Annotated in this window: 3 protein-coding genes and 2 pseudogenes; all 5 read right to left on the minus strand. The window is 50.7% G+C overall.

The features are described from left to right. Positions 1-206 (minus strand): annotated as a pseudogene (locus JKP78_RS05100) (hypothetical protein); the annotation flags it as partial. A 357-nt stretch (positions 207-563) separates the two neighbouring features. Continuing rightward, entirely contained in the window at positions 564-1,190 is a 627-nt protein-coding gene (locus tag JKP78_RS05105) for a hypothetical protein (RefSeq protein ID WP_200626171.1), read from the minus strand. Positions 1,191-1,357: 167 nt separating this feature from the next. Beyond that, positions 1,358-1,606 (minus strand): DUF7683 domain-containing protein, encoded by a 249-nt coding sequence (locus tag JKP78_RS05110; RefSeq protein ID WP_200626172.1) that lies wholly within the window; start codon positions 1,604-1,606, stop codon positions 1,358-1,360. Then, positions 1,603-1,815, minus strand: coding sequence for a colicin E3/pyocin S6 family cytotoxin (locus JKP78_RS25370; RefSeq protein WP_442793965.1), 213 nt, complete (start codon positions 1,813-1,815; stop codon positions 1,603-1,605). Before JKP78_RS25370 ends, JKP78_RS05110 begins: the two co-directional genes overlap by 4 nt. 42 nt (positions 1,816-1,857) lie before the next feature. Further along, a pseudogene (locus JKP78_RS05115) lies at positions 1,858-2,438 on the minus strand (RHS repeat-associated core domain-containing protein); the annotation flags it as partial.

A 2,438-nucleotide genomic window follows, 5' to 3' on the forward strand; every position in this document is an offset into this window, starting at 1 on the left:
GCCTGGTATTCATAGGCGGTCTTGTTGCCCGCCGCATCGGTGAACTCGCTCAGTTGGCCGAAGGCGTTGTAGGCCCAGTGACTGGTCTTGCCGGAGCAGTCGGTGTACTCGAGCAACTGCCCGGCGTCGTTGTAGGCGAGTTTCTTCTCGTTGCCGATGGCATCCTTGATCGCCTTGACCAAGCCGGCCGGGGTGTAGGCGAAGCAATCCGGGCTGTCGACGGGGTGGAAATTGTGTCCAATGTGCCGGGGTGATGGACCCTTATCTAGTTGGCCAATTCCTCCGAGCTTTCCTGTTGATCGCTGGTGGTGGCCAGGCGGTAGGTCTAAGGCAAACCCTTGTAGTACTTGGCTTCGTTCAGACGCGGTGCAATGGTGATCAGCAGGCACCTGCCGCGCGCAGCTGGTGCCAGGAACAAAACAACTGAACAGGAGCGCCTTTGAGCAGCAGATAAATCTGCCATTCGAATGCCACCTTGTCACACATCCATTTCAAGCCTGTATAATCTAAGCCGACCTACAAATTCACGATCCAATATAGAAAGTAGCAAAAAAACCTCTTCATTAGATAGACTCAAGGGCAGCAGAACCAAATTCATCCAACGCCAAAAAATCAACCCCTCTAACATTATTATCGAGCGCAGCCCTTACAAAATCTTCATTGCAAAAAAGCGTATCAACTTGCGCACGGAGCCCCTTGATCTTGAAAACTGGCGCAAAGGGCCCATCATTAAAATCCAATTGCGAGAAAGCCACCACCTTACCAAACTCATCAAAACTCAAGCTCGCATCAGAAGAGACAATGCTATCGATATCGTAACTATCAAACATACCAACATAATAGCTCACAGGATTGACCTCACCCCCACCTGACACTTTAAAATCCACTTTCTCAATGTCAGAAAAATCAACTCCACTGCTTAAGCATGCCTTGTAGAAATCACTACTCATTGCGTAAAAATCACGTGTTATCTGGCGCACTCCAAAAATATACTTTTTTGAACGCCCAACCATTATCAGTCCTTCGGGTAGCTTTTCATGTGGCCGGCGCCTTACCGAATTTGCATACCAAGGAAAATATCCATATTCAACGCTATCCCAGTCATCATAGCTCTTATCAAAGAGAACCACGTCTAACAAACCTACTGGGCAGCCAGGCTCTTTTCTACACGACATCATATAGTATTTCATTAGTATTAGCTCAGTCTGATTGGCGAAACACCTGGGATGGCCGGCGACTTTAGCATCGCTCTATTCCGAATCTGAAGTGCAGAAATTTTTGCTCGCGCCTGCTCAGCAGAGATCCTTTCCTCATAAACATCCGAAGCGATAGAATCGATCTCCCTCTACTTCTACGCTCAACTATCGCAAGAAAGAAAATATTCAAATCTCTTCAGATCAAACGCCTCTTTCACAAATGGTGCGAGTTGAAACGCCTTATTAGCGTCTATAGCATACTCATCGTACATTGGATCATCGGCACCACCCAAGAATATCTTCTGAAGCAAGTCAAGACTAGGTGCGCTTGAAAATAAAATATCCCTCACATGCACCTCGCCATTCTTTTCAAAAACCGAAATGTAGCGATATACGTTTTCTTCACTCATGGTTCAATCGTTCTCGTTGGGTCAGCTCCCTTGCCAGATATAGCTTCGCCCGTCTCGGGATCAAATGCGCCCATGTGCTTCCCTCGCTTGTTGTACATTTCAACTTCACCATGCTGAGAGTCCCACTCGCAAATGCATCCGTTTGCTCGCTTCCAACGCTTCCGTAATTCGCCCCCTCCTAGTACCGGCGTCTTCGGTTTTACGCGCACGGCATCCGAGAAGCCGGGCAAACTCGATGGCGCGGGAATGTACTTGCTCAATCCAAGCGGATCGATCCATTCGACAGGGTTAGCTGCATACGCAAAGAGATTCAACCCACCAGAGTAACGAATTGGGTCCTGACCGATAAACCGTCCCGTTTCAGGGTCATAGTACCGATTGCGGTTGTAGTGCAGCCCCGTCTCATGGTCATGGTACTGGCCTTGGAACCGAATCGGGTTGCCCAGGCCATGCTGTTTCGCCCAGTCCGAGCGCTCCTCTTTGACTTCACCCCACGCCTTGTACTGCCCCGCCCAAGCAACATTGCCCTGCTCATCGGTCAGCTCCATCGGCGTACCGAGATGGTCGCACTGATACCAGGCAATCGCGTCAAACGCCTGCGGCTTCACCCGTATGCCACAGCGGATTCTGGTCAAAATCGTATTCGCGCTGGCTCCAGTCCGGTTGCTTGTGCAAACGGATCGGGCTCTTGCGCAGCGCCTGAGCGACCGGCGCAAAGCTGCCCGGCTCGTACAGGTAATGCACGGTACGGCCAGTATCGCCATCGTCCCTTGGCGGTGAGCTTTCCCAGGCCAAGGTGTCGCCATCCCAGCCGAACAGGGTAAAGCCGCAG

The organism is Pseudomonas sp. LAM2023, from assembly GCF_016620375.1.
Lineage (GTDB): Bacteria > Pseudomonadota > Gammaproteobacteria > Pseudomonadales > Pseudomonadaceae > Aquipseudomonas > Aquipseudomonas anuradhapurensis.

Coding starts and splice junctions, on each gene's coding strand:
- JKP78_RS05105 (WP_200626171.1), bottom strand. CDS start 1,190: ATGAAATACTATATGATGTCGTGTAGAAAAGAGCCTGGCTGCCCAGTA.
- JKP78_RS05110 (WP_200626172.1), bottom strand. CDS start 1,606: ATGAGTGAAGAAAACGTATATCGCTACATTTCGGTTTTTGAAAAGAAT.